At 48.7% G+C, this 16,982-nt stretch carries 12 protein-coding genes; 1 reads left to right on the forward strand and 11 read right to left on the reverse strand.

Annotated elements, in window-relative coordinates; translation table 11 throughout:
* Positions 1–6 precede the first annotated feature (6 nt).
* From addA to MKY95_RS24175, 3 genes are all read right to left on the reverse strand, one after another.
* The gene (gene addA / locus MKY95_RS24165) at positions 7–4,434 is read right to left on the reverse strand and encodes a helicase-exonuclease AddAB subunit AddA (RefSeq protein ID WP_076318856.1); all 4,428 of its coding nucleotides are present in this window, start codon (positions 4,432–4,434) and stop codon (positions 7–9) included.
* Positions 4,431–7,934 (reverse strand): helicase-exonuclease AddAB subunit AddB, encoded by a 3,504-nt coding sequence (addB, locus tag MKY95_RS24170; RefSeq protein ID WP_036615064.1) that lies wholly within the window; start codon positions 7,932–7,934, stop codon positions 4,431–4,433. The genes addA and addB overlap by 4 nt, the downstream gene beginning before the upstream one ends.
* Positions 7,935–8,133: 199 nt before the next feature.
* A complete protein-coding gene (locus MKY95_RS24175) occupies positions 8,134–9,510 on the reverse strand; it encodes a class I SAM-dependent rRNA methyltransferase (RefSeq protein WP_036615067.1) in 1,377 nt (458 codons plus the stop codon).
* Positions 9,511–9,898: 388 nt separating this feature from the next.
* Here MKY95_RS24175 and MKY95_RS24180 point away from each other — a divergent pair, with 388 nt between their 5' ends.
* Positions 9,899–10,900, forward strand: coding sequence for a Na/Pi symporter (locus MKY95_RS24180; protein ID WP_017687227.1), 1,002 nt, complete (start codon positions 9,899–9,901; stop codon positions 10,898–10,900).
* A 57-nt stretch (positions 10,901–10,957) separates the two neighbouring features.
* On the opposite strand, the gene MKY95_RS24185 is transcribed toward MKY95_RS24180, so the two are convergent.
* The 8 genes from MKY95_RS24185 to MKY95_RS24220 form a co-directional block, all read right to left on the reverse strand.
* The gene (locus tag MKY95_RS24185; protein ID WP_036615070.1) at positions 10,958–11,392 is read right to left on the reverse strand and encodes an NUDIX domain-containing protein; all 435 of its coding nucleotides are present in this window, start codon (positions 11,390–11,392) and stop codon (positions 10,958–10,960) included.
* A 113-nt stretch (positions 11,393–11,505) separates the two neighbouring features.
* Positions 11,506–12,852: a tRNA (N(6)-L-threonylcarbamoyladenosine(37)-C(2))-methylthiotransferase MtaB gene (gene mtaB, locus MKY95_RS24190; protein ID WP_076318855.1), complete on the reverse strand. Its 1,347-nt coding sequence runs from the start codon at positions 12,850–12,852 to the stop codon at positions 11,506–11,508.
* Between the two features lie 2 nt (positions 12,853–12,854).
* A complete protein-coding gene (locus MKY95_RS24195; protein WP_076318854.1) occupies positions 12,855–13,619 on the reverse strand; it encodes an RsmE family RNA methyltransferase in 765 nt (254 codons plus the stop codon).
* Between the two features lie 137 nt (positions 13,620–13,756).
* Positions 13,757–14,437 (reverse strand): site-2 protease family protein, encoded by a 681-nt coding sequence (locus MKY95_RS24200; RefSeq protein WP_036668570.1) that lies wholly within the window; start codon positions 14,435–14,437, stop codon positions 13,757–13,759.
* Positions 14,438–14,440: 3 nt separating this feature from the next.
* Positions 14,441–15,406, reverse strand: coding sequence for a 50S ribosomal protein L11 methyltransferase (gene prmA / locus MKY95_RS24205; protein ID WP_076318853.1), 966 nt, complete (start codon positions 15,404–15,406; stop codon positions 14,441–14,443).
* Positions 15,407–15,596: 190 nt separating this feature from the next.
* Complete coding sequence (locus MKY95_RS24210) at positions 15,597–15,989, reverse strand: hypothetical protein (RefSeq protein WP_076318852.1); 393 nt, start codon at positions 15,987–15,989, stop codon at positions 15,597–15,599.
* Positions 15,982–16,161: a YfhD family protein gene (locus MKY95_RS24215; protein WP_017687220.1), complete on the reverse strand. Its 180-nt coding sequence runs from the start codon at positions 16,159–16,161 to the stop codon at positions 15,982–15,984. The genes MKY95_RS24210 and MKY95_RS24215 overlap by 8 nt, the downstream gene beginning before the upstream one ends.
* Positions 16,162–16,419: 258 nt before the next feature.
* Positions 16,420–16,788, reverse strand: coding sequence for a hypothetical protein (locus tag MKY95_RS24220; protein WP_076318851.1), 369 nt, complete (start codon positions 16,786–16,788; stop codon positions 16,420–16,422).
* Between the last annotated feature and the right edge of the window lie 194 nt (positions 16,789–16,982).

Below are 16,982 nucleotides of genomic sequence, written 5' to 3' on the forward strand. Positions count from 1 at the left end.
GATCTTTTACAATTTCACTGCATGTCCACCATCAAAAAAGTACAGCCATTTCCGGTCAACTTTCCGACCCAATATATCTTCAATGGCCCGTCCATACAGATCTAGCTGGAAGCGATAATTTTTGGTGAGTTCATCCAAACCACCACGATGCTCCAATACCCGATCCGTCTTGTAATCAAGCAAGACAAGCTCGCCGTCCACCTCATACAGACAATCGATAATCCCCTGTACAAGCACGGTTTCATTTTCAATCGTTGCCTGCATTTTGCTATCTTCATTTATTATCTGCATATCTGAGTTCGCCGCCCGTTCATGTAGCCATTCCACAGGAGACTGATGTGCCGGAAGTCCATACACAAACGGAATCTCCCGTTTCACCCACGCTGCACGCAATAATTCTTTCCCTGGTTCTGTATTGAAAAATCCGGCCAGTTCTTCAGGTTCGATAGCCGCAGCATGATGGGGCAGCAAAATCTGAAGCTTAATCAATCGCTCAATTGTCTTTTCAATAAGTTGTGAATCAACAGATGATCCATCTATAGGAAGATGCTGCATCAACGTATGATACACGTTCCCCCGTTCTGCCCCTGTCAACTGCGTTGCCTCCATGAATTTGGGACGACGCAGGTGCAGTTTGAAAGACGTACCTGCAGATCCCGCATCCGGAAGGTTCACCGTACCGTTTGAATCTGTCCATGATCCAGTCTCACGCTCGTTAGATTCATCGGATACGCCACGTAGTACATGGCCTGCTTCATCTTTGGTGTGATTGATTTCTGGGTTGTTGTGAGCCAATAATTTCTCGGACTGTTCTCCCAGTTCCTCCATCACCTCTACAGACTGGATATCCTGCATCGCAAGTAACGTTTTCAACTCCGTGACAGATGTACTGGCTGCTACTTGAGTTGCTGCTTCATAGGGGTACGTCCATGAAAGTCGTTGATCAACCTCGTTGATCAGCCTTGTCTCCTCTTGTTGAAGAGCTACTATGTCTGCACCTTCATCTCCAATGTTTTGGTTAGCCGTATCTTGTGCACTCTTCGTCAGCTCTTCTACAGTTGAAGATGTAACCAACTTCACGGGTTGGACGGCTTTTAGTGCAGCAATTCGTTCTTTCCGTACCTCATTTATCCCGTCTTCTTCTCCGAGTGTCAGATCTACCACATGGTCACGGGATACCTGATCGGCGGAAATAATAGAAATCGCCCAGCGTGATTGATCATCTGCAAGACAAGCTGAGAACGAATCATTGCTTCCAGCAAGTTCACGCAGCACACCCGCATCTGGATGTCTCATTAGGGATGGCCCAATCCAGTCCAGGTAACTCCGTCCTGCAGCCAGCAGATAGTCTGGCAATGCCAGTTCAGGACTATCCTTGACCTGAGACCACGCCAGTGCTTTTTTCGATGCATCTTTTACGGTACCTAGCAGAATCATTTTCTCTTTGGGACGAGTCAACGCAACATACAGCACACGCATCTCTTCAGCAAGCAGTTCAAATTGCGCCCGACGACGAATCGCCAGATTGGCTAATGTAGGATAAGCTACTCGGTTCTCACGATCCACAAACCTCGGACCAAATCCCAGTTCCTTATGCATTAGAAACGGTGCGTTCAAGTCTTGCTGATTAAACATCTTGGATATGCCACCGACAAAGACAATTGGAAACTCCAAACCCTTACTCCTGTGAATCGTCATGATACGTACGGCGTTGTCCTGCTCACCAGAACTACTTGCTACAGTCCCGAGGTCTCCCCCGTTTTCCCGCAGTCTGGAAACATAGGTCAGGAAACGGAACAAGCCGCGATTCGCAGTTGATTCCTCATATTGTCGTGCGCGGTCGTACAATGCCTTAAGATTACTTTGACGTTGCAGCCCTCCTGGAAGACCACCAACCCAGTCCAAATAACCGGTTTCCCGATACATACGCCAGATCAGTTCACTTAGACTGCCTTGCCTTGCCTCAAGTCTCCACTGCTCCAATTGACGCATAAAACGAATTAACTTTTGCTGTAATTCCGAGCCTGAGATCTCCGTTATGCCCGGATCCTCACTTGCATGTCCCGTAACACCAGCATCTTGCATTCCATCTGTATGCAATGTATGCACATCGGATTCATAGACATCATCCAGGATCTCTGCCTCGACTGAAGCTGCTGTCTCCCGCTGTCCCTGTTCCATCTCTGCCCAGGCTTCCGGCCACTGCAACTGGACCATATTGGAATCAGGATGATTATCCTGCCGGGATTGTTGTACAGCATTAGTGGAGGAATCGCTCCAATCTCCCGCAGCTGATATAACCGCATCATAGAATGATTGTCTTTTGTCACCAAGCCGAATCTGTGCCAGTTCCTCTTCATCCAGTCCAACAATCGGGGAACGAAGCACGGAAGCGAGCGGAATATCCTGCCTTGGATTATCAACAAGCTGAAGCAGAGACATCATGATTTCCACTTCTGTAGCCTGAAAATAACCCTTGCTCTGTTCTCCTCCAGCAGGAATTCCCTGCTGTCTGAACTCCTCAATCATGAGCGGAGCCCACATCAAGGTCGAACGCAGCAAGATGACCATGTCACCGTAACGTGCCGGGCGCATCGTTTGCAGGGCTTTGTCATATACATGGAGGGCAGGTTTGTCCGTATCCCCAACCATCTCCCGAATACGCCTTGCGATCGCCCTCGCTTCCAACTGTGCTGTTTCGAGTTCGGCACTCTCCAGTTCTGCGGAGACCGATACATCCCCATTCTCATCCGTGCTCTCTGTCAGATCCGGACCACCACCCTGACGATCGATCAGCATGAGTTCAGGTGTATACGCCTCATCACCAAGTGTTTCTGACGGGAACGTAGCCCCATATGCCAGTTGAGCTCGTTCATCGTAAGCAATCTCTGCCACACCTTCGTTCATGAGTTGCCGGAATATCATATTGACCGAATGCACGATTTCCGCACGACTGCGGAAATTACGCGCAAGATCAATACGTTGGCCTGCACGACTCAGGCGATCTACAACACTTCCATCCTCACGCATGCTCGCTCCATACTGACGATACTTGTTCATAAATAGACCTGGCTCAGCCAAACGGAAACGGTAGATACTCTGTTTGACATCACCGACCATGAATCGGTTGCCCGGGTTTTCTCTGGAGATGAGCTTCACGATATCTTCCTGAACCGTATTGGTATCCTGATATTCATCAAGCAACACTTCATCGAATCGCGAACGGTACTCCATAGCCGCATCGGAAGGCATCGACAGTTCAGGCGTTGAATCCTCATGTCGCAAAATGTGAAGACAGTAATGCTCCAGATCACTGAAGTCAACTTGCCCACGTTCCTGTTTGGCCTGTCGATAACGTTCTCCAAATGTACTAACCAACCTCGACAATTCCTGCATGAGTGGTGCCGCTTGCTCCAGCTCCTGCCAGAACGAAAACGCACTTCTTCCGAACAATGAACCTTTCAGGTCGGTAACTGCTTTTTTCGCAGCCTCACGGAGTTCCTTCACCTGATCCTGTAAAGCCGGGTCCGTTTGATCCTTTTTGCAGGGTTTCAATTTGCCAAATGCAGCGGGTTGAAACACTTCAGGCAACCTTTCCCATGGCATAACCTGGGCCGCAGACAGCAGCTCTTCTACCATCACCAGGTCTTCTTTTAACGTTTCTGCATAAGGTGCCGGACCTTCAGGCTGCATGGAAATATGGATGCCTTGACGAAGCAGTCCTGCTGCACCACTCAAAGCAAGAGCCGCATCACGCAAAATACTCTGAACCCATGCTGAATGTCCAAGTGCCTCTACACTTTCCACCTGAAAAGCAGATGCCATCTCTGAGAGCCAATGATCCGGCCAGGAATGACTGCGGGAGAAATCATACAATCGTTGCACCAGTCGATGCATCGCATCATCGTTTCGTTCTCCACTGAACCAGTCCACTAATTCGCGGAATGTACTCCCTTCATCTTCTTCGCCATACTTTTCCTCAAATAGTTCTTCAAGCAGTTCCTGCCGCATGATTTCCGCTTCATTTTCATTCAGGATACGAAAAGCCGGGTTCAACGGAATTTGCTGATAATAACGGCGAATGACTTCCATACAGAATGAATGCAGCGTTGTAATAGATGCCCGTCCAAGCAGCGACAGCTGCTTACGCAGATGCTCTTCTCCAGGCTGTTCTTCCAGCGCACGTTCCAACGCTTCCCGAATCCGTTGTTTCATTTCGGCGGCGGCCGCTTTGGTAAACGTAGCTACAAGTAAACGATCCACACTGTATCCTTGGGAGGGATCTGCGATCTTGCGAATAATTCGTTCAACCAGTACGGCTGTCTTGCCTGATCCCGCCGCTGCGGCAACCAGTATGTCTTCTCCGCTTTCGGAAATCGCACTCCACTGGTCATCACTCCAGAAGCTTCCTTCCGGTTTTGGTATATTCGTCATGATGTTTCCCCTCCCTTGGTGTGAGATAACATATCCCAGATTTGCTGTTTGCCCGGTTTGGACAACAGGTTGTATTCATTTCCTTCTATATTCTCATCAAACTGACAAACAGGCTTATACGGACAGAACGTACACGCCACTTCCTGCTGAATACGATAAGGCTCAATGGCCACATCCCCATCCGTAATCCGGGTACCAATCTCACGGATATTACTGCGAACCGAAGCAAGCAGCGTATCCCATTGCTCTGGCGTAGCTACAGCTGCACTGCTATAAAAGCTGCCATCTGCCTTAAGGGCAACCGGAATAATCGCTGAATACCCCTTATCCAGGGTGTTGTCCATTTGAGCGATTGCATCCCGATCCGCCAGCAGCAAACCTTTCATTTTGAACCGTTTCAGCAGTTCTTGTCCTGCCTGCTCCGATGTCATGCCGTTTGCGGATTGCAACAGCGGGTTATGCACATGGAAATACAACGTTCCTCCAGGCATCGCCGTTTCCCCAAGCCATTCTTCGGCAGCACTAAGCAGCACCTCCAGATAGGTGAGCATTTGCAATGACAGACCATAGTACACTTCATGTAACTTGAGGTCCGTCTGGCTTGATTTATAGTCAATGACACGCAGGAGCAGACCATTCTCTCCTTCTGCGACATCTACACGGTCAATTCGACCCACGATCTCCATCACACAGCCGTTCTCCAGTTCAAAACGTAGTGGCGGCAGTGTTTTATCGGGTCCAAAATCAAGCTCCAATCCAATCGGTTCAAAACTTCCACGTCTGGACTGTTCACCAAGAATAACCGATGCCCGGCTAACAATGTCCTTCAATTTGCGGAAAATATAACCGTATCGCTTGGTGCTTAGCAAAATCTCCCCTTGCAGCTGTGGTGCAATCTGCTCCACAGTTTGCTCGGCTTCCTGACGACATTGGTCTGGAGTCAAACTGCCCCAACTACGATTTTCTTCGCGCAATCGCATAGCCAACTGGCTTAGTGCAGCATGAAACAGCTGTCCGATATCAGGAGCCTGAAGGCGGTACAATTGCCGTTCTTTGAGACGCAGCCCATGCGAAGCAAAATGGGAGAACGGACAAGCGACGAACCGCTCCATTCGCGAGACACTCGTCCTCACCTCTGTACCATACAGTCTGCGACTGGTAGCTGTACGTAGTGGTAATGCCCGATTACGATAAAAGATTGATCCCATCAACCGTTCCAGCTGAGGTCTGCTTGTCTCTCGAGATACATGCCAATTGTAGACCGCCCACCACATTTCAGGGATGTCTTCTCCGCGGCGCCATTTGCGCAATTGTCCAATAAGCGTTGACAGACTCTGACCCGGATGGGTGACATAGGACCAATGCGCTTCTTCCGAGTTCGCAACCGGTGGTTGAGCGAGCAATGGCTGTTCTTGTAGACCAAACATCTTCCGTACATGGCGGACAATCTCGGAAGGAAGCAGTGCTTTCCCCTCATCATCAGCAACCGGGTAACTCAGCCACAACTGGCTGCTTGCCGCTGTAAGTGCCGTATAGATCAGAAAACGTTCATCCAGCATCTGCCTTGTTGCACCTGGTCCAAGCGCCATGCCTCTTTCCGTCAGTAACGCTCTCTCCAGTTCCGTTAATACGCCATCATCCTGAGGTACGGCGGGTAATTCACCATCAACGGCGCCAAGGATAAATACGTATTTGATGTCCTGAAGGCGTGTACGGTCCATAGAACCCATCAAAACCTGATCAAGTGCTGGTGGTACCAGACCCAGCTTCAGTTCCGTCAATCCGGTCTCAATCATCCCGGAAAACAGCGTGATATCCAGCCGTTCATTCCCCATCATATCGACCATCTGATCCAATAAATCTAGCACAGCTCCCCACATCTGCCGATGTTCTCTCGACCGTTCGGGGTCACCTTGTGCCTTAGCTTCAGCAGACATGTTTTCCAGCTTCCATGCGATCTCAGCATCTTCCAGCAGTCTGTATAGTGCCTCGCACTGGGCTTTGGCTGTCTTTGCCTTTTTCATTCGTTTCTCAAAAGCACCCAAGGAATCTGTAATGACCGTTCGGCAGCTCTCCATTAAAGAAAGCATCTGATCCCGTCCTCGACTACGGCCATCCTGACCGTTGTCTTCCAGCGACAGGCTTGGTACATACTTCCACGGTTTGCCGTCAGTCCAGCGATACCCGTGAATACCACAAGCCAGTACATAATTCTCAAGCTGGTCCATATCTTCACGAGTGATGGAACCATCACGCGGAAGCAGCAGATCCGTTTTGACACAGCGAAATACATCCTCGTAACGCCAGTGGCGCCGAACAATATCCAGTGCGGAACGGATAAACTCAGATAATGGATGATGAAGTTCATTTCTTCTCCGGTCGAGAAAGACGGGTACGTCATAATCCCTGAATAACGGTTCAGCTATATCAGCGTAGGTATCCAACTGCCGGACAAGTACCGCCATGTCCCGATAACGCGCACCTTCGTTTTGTGCCAAGCGCCGCATCTCACGCAGTGCTCCCTCCATCTCAGCTCGTCGGTTCTCCGCTGCAACCAGTTGGATTCCGGAATCAAGGCCTTCACTTTTCCAACGAATTCGTCGGTCGAAACCAGCCTCCAGATGAGCAAGTCCCGGACGATCCTTGTATCTCGGTGGAATCTCCGAATCTAGCACGGTTATATCGCTCGTTACACCCAGTTCGTCAGCCATTCCTTTCAGGCGCGCATAGGCACTTGCCGTAGGAAAAAATAGTTCCAGTTCTCCAGGCAGTGCGCCATGATCATAAGGACGATCCAATGTCAGTGCAATCGTCACGGAAGAGGACTGCAACATCAGCCGACCAATCACACTCATCTCCTGTGGTGTGAATCCCTGAAAACCATCAATCCAGATCTGGGCATCCTGCAGCAATGCACTTTCCGACAAACGATCTGTCAGCTCGGTCAACGTGTCTTCATCATCAATATATAAATTGGTCAGTTCCTGTTCATAGTCACGATATATCAGATTCAAGTCATGCAACTTGTCCTCCAGAATTGGCGAAGTGGATGAGGTATTCCCTCCAGACAGCCCGTCTTCCAGCAATGATGGATCAACTTCATAACGTTTAAATTCACTATATAAGTCATTTAATTCGCCTATAAAACCCAGCTGGCTGCCGGATGCACCAAACAGCTTTAATTCTTCCTTACGGCGCTGGATGACCTTGTAGAGCAGCATCTTTTTGCCTTCGGCTCCGATCGGAATACGAGCAGAACCACCTGCTTCTTGCATTACACGATAGGCTAGACGGCGAAAGCCGAGCACTTCTGCACGCATGGTACCTTTAATTGCTCCAGAAGACACCAATACCTGCTCTGTTCGAAAAGAACTCTGTTCGGGAACGAGTAAAATCAAAGGTGTGCCTTGCGGCTCCTTTTGAAGCAGGGATGTAATTTCCCGGGTAATCAGCAAGCTTTTTCCGCTGCCTGCCCGGCCAATAACAAAACGAACGGACATGTCTAATCCTCCAAACCACACGTACAAGATTTTAATTCCCAGTATAACATATCTGACTTGGTTCGGAACATACGTTTGCCACTATCCGGTAAAACCGGAGATCATCTCCGTTAACACAGCAAAACAGCAAAAAGCCCGCAGCTATCACACTGTGGACTTTTGACTTGATCTATACTTGATTGGAACGAAAATCATACGATTAATTCTTTTTACTGCGCACTTCGAAAATAGCAAATTTCAGGTAATGTCCTTCATCCACGCCCAAAATTTGTGGGTGATCCTTACCGGCTGCTTTCCAGTCGATCAAACGAAGCACTTTGCCTGCATCTTCCGCTGCATCGGCAATCGTATCCAGGAAGAGGTCTGGACGCATGTGATACGAACAGCTGGCTGTTACCAAATATCCACCCTCATTGACCAGTTTCATTCCTTGCAGATTGATATCTTTATAACCGCGACATGCACCTTTAACTGCTGATTTCGTTTTGGCAAATGCAGGAGGATCAAGGATGACCACATCAAATGTTTTACCGCCAGCTGCAAGCGCTTTGGATGTATCCACTTTCTGTTCGCCTGCACGTGCACGTGAGGTACGTTCATCCAGCCCTTTCACTTGTTCACGCAAGTACTGGAATGCATCAGCAACTACGAACTCGACCCGGTCAGTGAAACCGTTCAGCTCCACATTTGTTCGTGCACTCTCAATGGCATGCTCCGAAATATCAAGACAAGTCACTTTTTTGGCTCCATACTTGCAAGCATTCAACGTAAAGCTGCCCGTGTGTGAGAAACACTCCAGTACAGTGGCACCATCCCAATATGGGTATGTAACTACCTTACCGCTTTTATTCACAGGCAAGAGCTGCTCTGTGCCATCCTGCTCAGTCGTTTGAAGTGTGATTCCACTCTTGTAGCCCCAACCCTTCATGAGCGGTTCGATGGCTGCACGATTCTCACGTTGGTCGAAGAAGTAACCTGTCTTCTGCCCTTCCACGATATCCACTTTAATGAGTAGCCCATTCTCTGTAACAGTGACATGCCGTGGGCACTCTCCATACAGCGGACCTTTGGTCTGTTCCAAACCTTCCAGTTCACGAATCGAGACATCACTGCGCTCATATATGCCTTCCGGCTGCATTACTTCAATGAGTGCCTGTACGATGGCTTCACGGCAACGATCCATGCCAAGTGTAAGCAACTGTACAACGAGGATGCTACCGAAACGGTCAACGATCAATCCTGGTAGAAAATCAGCTTCTCCGTAAACGAGACGGTATGCCTCTCCATCATGGATAAAACGTTCCCGGTGACGCAAGCAATCGCGGAAACGCGCTGCAAAAAACGCGGTGTCCATCTGTTCGGACTCCAGAGGTTGATACGCTACAACCCTTACAGTGATCTGAGATGCAGGATTGTAATAACCTGTCGCCAGATAGCGACCTTGATGATTCAATACATTGACCAGATCTCCCGGTTCCGGGTTTCCGTCAACAGAGGCAATTTCATTGTTAAATATCCATGGATGTGCATGTTCAAGCCGCTTTTTGCGACTGCGTTCGAGTGTAACTGATGGCAAGGTAGATCCACTTCCTTTAATTTAATAGTTCAAAAGATAGGTTTGGTGCGGCGCGTAGGTGACGTTCCGGTTACGAATCGATCTTCTGATCGCTGTTGTCTCCAGAATTTTTTGATTCCCTTTTTAAAGGGAAAATCCGGAGACAAAGGCGCACGCTTCGCTTCTTCAGATTCGATTTCGTCCCCTCCACTACACTTGCACGAATCACCGTATCTTTCGAATTGGGGTGCAGCAGTTAAGTGACGTTCCGGTTACGAATCACCGTATCTTCCGAATTGGGGTGGGGTAATTTAGGTCGCTTCCCTCTGAATTCCTTTAGGCTTGTCATGGTTGTCTCTTCTTACTCATAGGATGAGTTAAGGAACCGGACGGAAGGAATGATGTTTCTATGTTTAGAGATGTGATATTGCCCCTACTCTATGGGCTTATTATCTTTTTTGGTGGCATGAAGCTGATGGAAACGGCCTTGCAGCGCATGGCTGGGCCCATGTTGGCAGGTTGGCTCAATCGCGCCACCTCTGCTCCATGGAAAGGCATGGCCTTCAGTGCAGGCGCAACGGCCTTGTTACAGAGCAGTACTGCGGTCACCGTACTCACCATTGGACTGGCTAATGCCAGATTAATTACCTATGGGCGCACACTTGGCATCATCCTTGGCACCAACATCGGGACATGCCTGACGACGGAGCTGGTGGGACTGCAGATCGGACGTGCTTCCCTACCACTACTCGTCCTGTCGCTAACGGGCTGGGCCATGTTTGTTGTTCTTGGTGAACGCAATCTGGCCGCTCCTGAACGCACGCGTCAGACTCTGTTTAACATCCAGTACAGTTTCCTCGCAGCTGCCGGATTTGCACTTGTTATGACAGGCATTCAGGTGATGCAATCCATTGCCTTACCCTTGCGGAGCATGGGCGTATTTCAATGGTTTCTCGACCGCTCGGCCGATAGCTTGTGGTGGGGCTTCCTGGCAGGTGCCTGTCTGACAGCGCTCATTCACAGCAGCGCAGCTGTCATTAGCATGGCGATTACGCTGGCAGCCACAGGGGTATTGCCTGTGGAGATCGGCATCGCCATTGTGATCGGGTCCAATGTGGGGACCTGCATCACCGCTGTGATTGCTGCCGCGGGTGGAGCATCCGCAGGCAAATTTGTCGCAGCCTCCCATGTTGTATTAAACATTGCGGGAGCGCTGCTGTTTATGCCGCTGATCGGCCAGCTGCATGCAGCTTCGGCCTGGCTGTCAGCGGACAACGGGGCACAGATTGCACATGCCCAGACCCTTTTTAACATCACCAGTTCACTGCTTGCTTTGCCATTTTGTTACTTGCCAATCTGGCACAAAAAACCACCGGTCCACGCCCCCGCGGCGAAGTCACCCGTGGCTTGATGATCTGCCTATCCAGACCCACAGAGCTCGCGGCTAACTGACTCGAACAATAGTGCGTTATACGTTAATGCCTAACTTGTTCAGGGCTACACGCAAGATATCATCGTTATTATCATATCCGCTCTGCTGCTGTAAGGACCATGCTTCTTCCGGAGCATACCAATCCACACCCTTGATTTCTTCAATCTGAGGCTGTAGATCACCACTCTCGGCTTCAACGAGATAATAATGAACTTCCTTGTCCACCGGGCCAAAGTCTGCATGTTGGTACGTGTAAGCAATGATATCAACCGGCTCTACAATGCGGCCCACCATACCTGTCTCTTCCAAAATCTCGCGCAGTGCCGTCTGTTCAATTGTTTCTCCATCTTCCATTTTGCCCTTGGCGAGAGTTGTTTTACCATAACGATCTACGATAAGCTGAATTTGAAGACGTCCGTCTTCCCCTGTTCTATAAACAACTCCGCCTGCTGAAATTTCTTTTTTGTTCATCGTGCTCTCCCCCATCAACTTCGATATCTTTATCTTATTTTTTGCAAAAGAAGGACCTCATCTCCCCGGGTAAGCTCCCCAAGGAAATGAAATCCTTGTTTCTGACGCCTCGATCACATCGCGGCGGACTTAAGATTGTCTTCCAACACACGTACCAGCGTAGCCTGACTCTCGTTGACGCCAGCTTCAACCACTTTGACTCGGCACACTTTACCGACCATATCCATCGTTCCGTCAAAGACCAGTTGAATGTAGTTGTCGCTATAACCGTGCAGCTTCCCACTTCCCTCGCGGCCTTTGGCTTCCCCTTCGGGAATAACATCCAGTACCTGTCCAACAAACTGCTCAGCGTACTCCAGCTGCATCTGTTCAGACAAGTCAATCAGTTCATGCACACGTGCATTTTTGACTTCTTCGTCCACCTGATCTTCCATTCGTGCTGCTGGTGTACCCGTACGCTTGGAATAAGGGAATACGTGCATTTCGGAAAAACCGATCTTCCGCATCAACTCATAGCCATTACGGTACATCTCATCCGTCTCACCTGGAAATCCAACAATAATGTCTGTTGTAATCGCTACATCCGGCATTGCTTCCCGAATGCGAAGCATCTTGTTGTAAAACTCTTCTGTCGTATATTTACGGCGCATGCGTTTCAACACCGTATCATCACCCGCTTGCAGCGGAATATGGAAGTGACGAACAAGTTTGTCCGAACGTTTGATCACGTCGAGCATACGGTCGTCAATCTGACTGGCTTCAATCGAACTGATTCGAATACGCTCCAAACCCTCTACCTTATCCAAATCCCACAGCAGATCGGTCAGATCATAGTTCTCCATGTCATCACCATACCCACCTGTATGAATACCGGTCAGAACAATCTCCTTGTATCCGGCGTGTACGAGTTGATGTGCCTGTTGAATAATGCTGTTCGCTTCCCGACTACGTGAGAGACCACGAGACCACGGAATGATGCAGAATGTACAGAAGTTATTGCATCCATCCTGAATTTTCAGGAATGCGCGGGTGCGGTCTGCAAAATCCGGTACGTCCATTTCTTCAAACACACGGGTTTTCATAATATTACGCACCGCATTAACCGGTTGACGGGACTCCTGAATTTCATTAACGTATGGTAAAATCTTGTCACGGTCCTGTGTACCGATAACCAGATCCACCCCTGGGATGTCCAGAATCTCTGCCGGAGAAGTCTGCGCATAGCAGCCTGTAACGGCCACAATCGCCTCCGGGTTGCGCCGAATGGCACGACGAATAATTTGACGGCTCTTTTTGTCGCCGGTATTGGTTACTGTACAAGTATTAATCAAGTATACATCCGCTGTCTGTTCATCAAAGTCCACTTGATCGTAACCTTCGTTTTTGAACAATTGCCAAATCGCCTCTGTATCATAGAAATTAACTTTGCAGCCTAAGGTGTAAAACGCCACGGATGGCATAATTACATTCCTCCCATTTCTCCGGATTCATATAGCACGCAAGTTAGTGCTGCCATTCCAGCTGTCTCAGCACGCAAAATGCGTTTGCCCAGTCCAACAGATACAGCACCTGCCTGATCAGCCTCTGCCGTCTCCTTCTCAGAAAATCCACCTTCCGGTCCAACCACGATCAAAACTTCTGCACTTGCATCAGGTGCAAGCTGCTCTATAAACGGCTTCAATGCATCTCTCAGCTGTTTACCATTTTCTTTCTCATAACAATAACATACCAGGCTATAGCCCTCAAAAGAAGATAACAGCCCTTTCCAGGAAAGCGGCTGCTCAACGGATGGAATGCGATTCCGGTGACTCTGTTCGGCAGCTTCCTTGGCAATTTTCCGCCACCGCTCCAACCGTTTGCCTTCTTTCTTGGCATCATATTGCACAATCGTACGTTCTGATAGGAAGGGTACAAATGATACCGCCCCAATCTCAGTACATCTCTGGATGACTGTTTCCATCTTGTCACCCTTGGGCAAACTCTGTGCCACGGTTACACGAATTCGTGCTTCATGGTCCATCTCGAGAGGTTCCACAATATTGGCTGTCACTTGGCCAACTTCAATACTCTCAATTTCCACGAGTGCTTCTCTGGAGTTTCCGTCACTGACAATCAGTTTATCTCCAGGTTTACCACGCATGACCTTGCCAATATGGCGTGCATCATCACCTGCGATGATCACAGCGTGTTCATTAAACTGTTCTGCAGATACAAAATATCGCTGCATTAGTCAATCCACCCATTCTGTCCTGTTATGACTGGAATTCACCCCGCCTGATGGCAGGCGTGAATCCAATCGCCACAGATGATCATACAACTTTTACATGTTTCTGACCAGTATTCCGGTCCATAAACAATGCGCTTTTAGCGATATAATTCGATAATCACCTTTGCCAGATCCACATACATCGTTTGCGCAAACTCATACAAAGGTTGAATCGTCACATTTTGCAACGGAGGTATAACAAGAATCAATAGGAAGATAAAAATAGACCATTGCTCCACCCCTTGCAGCTTGCGGCTGATTGAAGGTGGCAGTAGATCCTCTAGAATCCGATAACCATCCAGTGGTGGCAACGGAATCAAGTTAAACAGGAACAGGAAAAAGTTGGTTAAGTTAAAGATAGCGAAAAACGTCGTGATTGCTGTGAGCAGACGCTCATTATCAATCCCACCGAGTGCTCCCGAACCAACCAGTGAAGCATAGATGATTGTACCGATGATCGCGAGCAACAGATTGCTCAGAGGCCCTGCTGCAGATACGATGATGCCCATCAATCTAGGTTTGTCGAAGTTAGCCCGATTAACGGGAACTGGACGTGCCCAACCAAAGCCGGCAATAATGAGCAGCAGCACACCTAACAAGTCAAAGTGTACAACCGGATTCAGCGTGACCCGACCCAACAGCTTCGCTGTTGGATCACCAAATTTGTTGGCAAAATATGCATGCGAGAATTCATGCACTGTAAATGCGATCAGAATGGTTAGCAGGAAAAACGGAAGCTGATCGATCGGATAACGAAAGAACGAATTCCAAAAGTCCATACGTTACCCCTTTCTGGCTACAAACGCCAGCCAATCCTCATCACGGTGGATCGCACTCACTTCAAATCCGGAGGCTACCAGTGCATCATGCACAACCTGCTCTTTGTTCTTCCAAATGCCGGATACAATATAGGTGCCACCAGACTCAAGCGCATTATAGACATCGTCTACGAACAACAAAATGATCTCAGCCAGAATGTTCGCCACGACAACCTTAACCGGCAGTTGTACACCAAGTGCAGGGTCCTGACTCCCAAGGACGGACAACAGATCACTCTCTTTAACCGTAATTTGTTGCTCCAGCCCATTCAGTTCCACATTCTCCCTGGCACTAATTACGGCAACTGGATCAAGATCGAGCGCCAGTACATGTTTTGCCCCAAGTTTTATCGCTCCAATAGCCAAAATACCAGAGCCTGTACCTACGTCAATAACTTCCTCGCCGCCCTGAATAACCGTTTCCAGTGTGCGCAAGCAGAGGGAGGTCGTTGGGTGGGTTCCTGTACCAAAAGCCATGCCTGGATCAAGCTCAATAATTTTCTCATCCGGACTTTCAGGCGTATACTCTTCCCAAGTTGGCTTGATCGTCAAACGTTCCGATACACGTACCGGCTTGAAATATTGTTTCCAGGCTGTTGCCCAGTCATCTTCATCCACTGTACGCGTCTCATAACGAACCTCACCTGTATCAATTCCGAATTCGGAGAGTTCCTCAATTCTCGGATTAACTTCTGACTGTAATGCAACCATATCCGTACCTTCGGAGAAGTACCCTTTGATGACTGCAAAGCCTTCCGGAATATCATTCAAAGGAACGTCGTATAACTCACCATACGTTGTGTCCCGTTTTTTATTTAAAGTACCGGACTCTTCAATCGAAACCCCTCCAGCACCCGCTTCATGTAAAAAATTCGAAATCATCTCCACAGCTTCTTCTGTGGTATGTATTGTTAGTTCATGCCATAACATACTTGGTTTTTCCTCCTCATTATTCAAACATCCCAACTATTGTACTACACAAGCTAGCCGGAGCACAAAGCCGCACCAGTAAAAGAAAAACAAAACAGGATATCCGCAGCCTGACTGCTCGAATATCCTGTCATCTATTCATACATATCTGTTTCATTTACTTCAGCATTTTGCATAATTCGAATCTCAGTTAGCAAAAACGCCCACCATTCTGCGTGATCATCTCTGCGGCTTGCGGGAGCGAATCGTTGGATACGGACACGGTCAGCAAAATTTCTTGTTTTAGCCTGTTGGCCGAGTCCTCTTTGGGTGTATCATACACCTGACCATTGGACAACATTTCCGTTTCATCACTAATCAAGGCAAGTACATTCAGTTCGCCACTAAATCCTCCGACGACGGCCGTAGGAGAATTATCGGAGCCCGTAACATCGTTTGAGCCCAATGTGGATGCTTCATTGCCAAGGCTCTCGATGCTTAATTGGTTCGGGTGCAGCAATTCCAGGGCTCTCCGTGCAGACTCGGCCTCAGTCCAGCTTGTAAAAACAGCTTCGAGGGTCACTGCCGAGCGATCTTCAGTCATGAAGCTCCCGTCCCTGTCTTCGATCAGCCGCTTCACTGCGGCGTAGTGCTTCGATATCTTCATGATCCGCAGCTTCAGCGCTGAATTCCACGTCCTCATTTTTTGCGGATTGCATACGTTTCATCTTTTCCGTTTTCGTTAAGATCTTGCCTGGACGTTCATGTTCTGCCATTGTAATGCTCCTCCTTCAAATTAAAATGAACTAATATTTGTTACACTGTAAGACTCCGATTGTAGCCCCATCCTCCGATCGCTGTTATCCCCAGATTCCTTCAACTCCCTCCTTAAAGGGAGAAATCCGGGGATAGCGTATGCTTCCGAAGTAGCTTTCTTGCGAAAGCTTTTAGGCGAACGCTTCGCTTCTTCAGATTGGTTCTACACTCTCCGTTAAAGTGTAATTCTCTGTTCATCTTATATCGATTTCTTGAAACTAGATCATTCCACCGGCTTGTTCGATAATAGACATAGCGCGGTGATGTACCGATTCATCTACGATGACAGTTAGCAATACATCTCTTCCTGTAGGGCCACCCTGTCCACCATCACTCATGCCGCTTGCAGAAGGGTCCGCCGCAGCCATGATTCCAGCACTGGTATTTGTTTGCATCGAATCGGGCACCCATGATGAAAAACTGCCGGAAACGCCCGGCTTGTAGGAAGCCCCGCTTGGTCCTACACCCGCATATCGGCTGAATCGATTAATCGACAGGTCCTCCACTCGCAATGCCTCCAGTTTTTTGGCCGCCCCTTGAGCCTGCTCCGGGCTGTGAAAGTACGCCAAAATATTTTTCTCGGTCATCCGCTTCACCTGCTTCCCTAATTTCTCGCATATCAGCTATGCATATCATTCTCGCCATGCTATCTTTCCGCAAGTTTGCTCAGAATATACCGAAATGCTCCCACAAATTGCTGTCGAGCTTCGTAGCATAGATCCATGGATTTCACAAAAACCACTGAACCACAAAAAAAGGCGCACAAAAAAGGACACCCTGC

Source organism: Paenibacillus sp. FSL P4-0176 (assembly GCF_037975265.1).
In the GTDB taxonomy this organism is placed as follows: Bacteria; Bacillota; Bacilli; order Paenibacillales; family Paenibacillaceae; genus Paenibacillus; species Paenibacillus amylolyticus.